Origin of the sequence: Cognatilysobacter lacus, assembly GCF_008274655.1 — a bacterium.
In the GTDB taxonomy this organism is placed as follows: Bacteria; Pseudomonadota; Gammaproteobacteria; order Xanthomonadales; family Xanthomonadaceae; genus Cognatilysobacter; species Cognatilysobacter lacus.
In genome coordinates this window covers 1-2,990 of the sequence record NZ_VTRV01000220.1, presented here as the reverse complement: position 1 = coordinate 2,990, position 2,990 = coordinate 1, and the positions used below count along the sequence as shown (strand labels likewise).

The 2,990-nt window shown below is 70.6% G+C and carries 3 protein-coding genes and 1 pseudogene; 3 read left to right on the top strand and 1 reads right to left on the bottom strand.

Features of this window, described 5'->3' with window-relative positions; genetic code table 11:
• Nucleotides 1-302 (top strand): annotated as a pseudogene (locus tag FW784_RS14485) (low-specificity L-threonine aldolase); the annotation flags it as partial.
• A gap of 9 nt (nucleotides 303-311) precedes the next feature.
• Here the strand turns inward: FW784_RS14485 and FW784_RS13395 are convergent.
• On the bottom strand, nucleotides 312-1,709 hold the full coding sequence (locus FW784_RS13395) for a coniferyl aldehyde dehydrogenase (protein ID WP_149353824.1): 1,398 nt from the start codon (nucleotides 1,707-1,709) through the stop codon (nucleotides 312-314).
• Nucleotides 1,710-1,752: 43 nt separating this feature from the next.
• Between FW784_RS13395 and FW784_RS13390 the strand changes: the two genes are divergently transcribed.
• Nucleotides 1,753-2,289 (top strand): gamma carbonic anhydrase family protein, encoded by a 537-nt coding sequence (locus FW784_RS13390; RefSeq protein WP_149353823.1) that lies wholly within the window; start codon nucleotides 1,753-1,755, stop codon nucleotides 2,287-2,289.
• A gap of 74 nt (nucleotides 2,290-2,363) precedes the next feature.
• A partial coding sequence (locus FW784_RS13385) for an RDD family protein (RefSeq protein ID WP_149353822.1) occupies nucleotides 2,364-2,990 on the top strand: 627 nt, incomplete at its 3' end.

Genomic DNA, 2,990 nt, shown 5'->3' with positions numbered 1-2,990 from the left:
TGGCGGCCGGCGCGCTGCATGCGCTCGACCACAACGTCACGCGCCTCGCCGACGACCATCGCCGCGCGGCCACGCTCGCTCGCGAGCTGGCGGCGTTCGGTGTACCCGCAGCCGCGCACACCAACATGGTGTTCGTCGACACGCCGGTGGAAGAGCAGGCGCGGCTGAAGGCGGTACTGGGCGAGCGCGGCGTTGCGATCGCCACCGGCTACCTGCCGACGATCCGCCTCGTCATGCACCTGGATGTCGACGACGACGGCGTCGCGCGCACGCTGGAAGGCTTCCGAGCGTTCGGCGTGTAGCGCACGGCGCTAGCGCGCGAGCCAGCGGATCACGCGGTCGATGCGCGAATACGGCGGGCGCAGCATGTCGGTTACCGCGAAGCGTCGCTGCCGGAATACCGGCAGCAGCTTGCTGAAGGTGTCGAACCCGGCCTTGCCGTGGATCGCACCCATGCCGCTGGGCCCGATACCGCCGAACGGCAGCCCCTGCGCGCCGAAGTGCAGCAGCGTGTCGTTGATGGTGACGCCGCCGGCGAGCGTGCCGTCGACCAGCCGGTCGACGTTCGCGCGCGAATGGCTGAAGGGATACATGGCGAGCGGCCGCTCAAGCGCGGCGATGCAGGCGATCGCATCGTCGAGGCTGCCGTATGACAGCACGGGGAGCACCGGGCCGAAGATCTCCTCGTGCATCAGGCGCAGCGATGGCGGCGGATCGATCACCAGCACCGGTGGCAGCAACCGCGTTGCCGCATCCCCGTCGCCGAACGGTGCGATCACGGTTGCCCCCGCGACGCGCGCTTGCGCGACGTAACCGGCCAACCGCGCGAACTGCGCGTCGTTGATGATGCGCGTGTAGTCCGGATTGCCCTTGATGTCGCCGTAGCGCGCGTGCAGCTGCCGGACGATCTCGGCGACGAAGGCGTCGCGACGCGCGCGGTCGACGAGCGCATAGTCCACGCCGATGCACGTCTGCCCGGCGTTGAACCATTTGCCGGTGGTGATGCGCGATGCGGCGGTGTCGAGTTCGTAGTCCGGGCACACGATCGCGGGCGCCTTGCCGCCGAGTTCGAGCGTGACCGGCGTGAGGTTCGGCGCCGCGGCGGCCATCACCCTGCGGCCGATCGCGGTGGAGCCGGTGAACAGCAGGTGGTCGAACGGCAGCGACGCGAATGCGGCGCCCACGTCCGCGCCGCCCAGCGCGACGGCGACGCGATCTTCGGGGAACACGTCCGCCAGCAGGTCGCGCAACCACTCGCTGGTGCGCGGCGTATGTTCGGACGGCTTGAGGAACACGTGGTTGCCCGCCGCCACTGCGCTCACCAGCGGCACCAGCGCGAGGTTCACCGGGTAATTCCACGGCGCGATGATCCCGACCACCCCTACCGGCATCGGCCGCAGCTTCGCGCTCGCAGGCCACAGCCGCCAACCCACCGCCGCACCCCGGGGGCGGGACCAGCGACGCAGGTGGGCAAGCGCGTGGTCGATCTCGGCGAGCACGATCAGCGTCTCGGCGATCAGGTTCTCGTGCGTCGAGCGATGCCCGAAGTCGGCGGCGATCGCGGCGTCCATCGCCGACTGCCGCGCGCGGAAGGCGGCGCGCAGGCGCTGCAGGTCGGCGCGGCGCTGCGCGAGGTCGGGCTTGAGCACGCGCCACGCCGCCTGCAGGCGCGCATGCGTGTCGACGAGGTCGGGGTTCAGCGTATTCATGCGGTCGGCCGGGGCAGCGATGCGCACAGCCTACAATCGCGGCATGGCGATCCGACCTTACCTGCAGCAGTTTCCCGTCCTTGGCGCGCGTGCGTATGTGGACGAGGCCGCCACCGTGATCGGCGACGTCGTGCTCGGCGAAGACAGCTCGGTGTGGCCGGGCACGGTCATCCGCGGCGACGTCAACTTCATCCGCATCGGCGACCGCACCAACGTGCAGGACGGCACGGTGATCCACGTCAGCCACGACGGCCCGCACGCCAAGCTCGGCGGCTTCGCCACGCGCATCGGCGACGACGTCACCATCGGCCACAAGGCGATCATCCACGCCTGCACGATCGAGGATGCGGTGCTGATCGGCATGGGCGCGATCGTGCTCGACGGCGCGGTGGTCAAGAAGCACGGCTTCGTCGGCGCCGGTGCGGTGGTACCGCCGGGCAAGGTGGTCGGCGAGGGCGAGCTGTGGCTCGGCAACCCGGCGCGAAGGGTGCGCGTGCTCGGCGAGGCCGAGATCGAAGCCCTGTACTACTCGGCGCAGCACTACGTGCGGCTCAAGGATCGGTATCTCGAAGGTGGCTGATCGTGCGTGCCGAAGGTAGAGTCGCCGCGGGGACGACGGGGATGGTTCGATGACGCAGCAGGATGCAGGCCGGCATGTTCGGCGCGGCCGTGGGTCGGTTGTGCCCGGCGCGCGCGATCACCGCGACTTCGCGATCGCCGCGCGCCGCGTCGCCTGACGCCCGCGACGTCCACGTGCTGCTCGACACCCACCATGAAGTCGTGACGCCCGAGGGCGTCGCGCTGCACCTGCCGGTCGCCGGCCCGGTGCCGCGCGCGCTCGCCTGGCTGGTCGACTTCGCCGTGCGCATGGCCATCGTCATCGCGGCCTCGATTGTGCTCGGGCTGCTCGGTGGCGCCGGAGCGGGCGTGATGGGCGTACTGGTGTTCGCGATGTTCTGGTTCTACCCGGTGCTGTTCGAGGTCATGTTCGACGGCCGCACGCCCGGCAAGCGCGCACTCGGCCTCAAGGTGGTCGCCGCCGACGGCGCGCCGTTGGGCTGGCGTGCCTCGTTCACCCGCAACCTGTTGCGAACGGTCGACATGCTGCCGTTCGGCTATGCCGCCGGGCTGGTCGCCTGCCTCGTGGATCCTGCCGCGCGCCGGCTGGGCGACATGGTGGCGCGCACGCTGGTGGTGCACATGCCGGCCGATCTCGACGGTGCGGCAGCGCCGATCGTTGGCGCGCATCCGCCGCGGCTGGCGCTTCGGCCGGATGAGCAG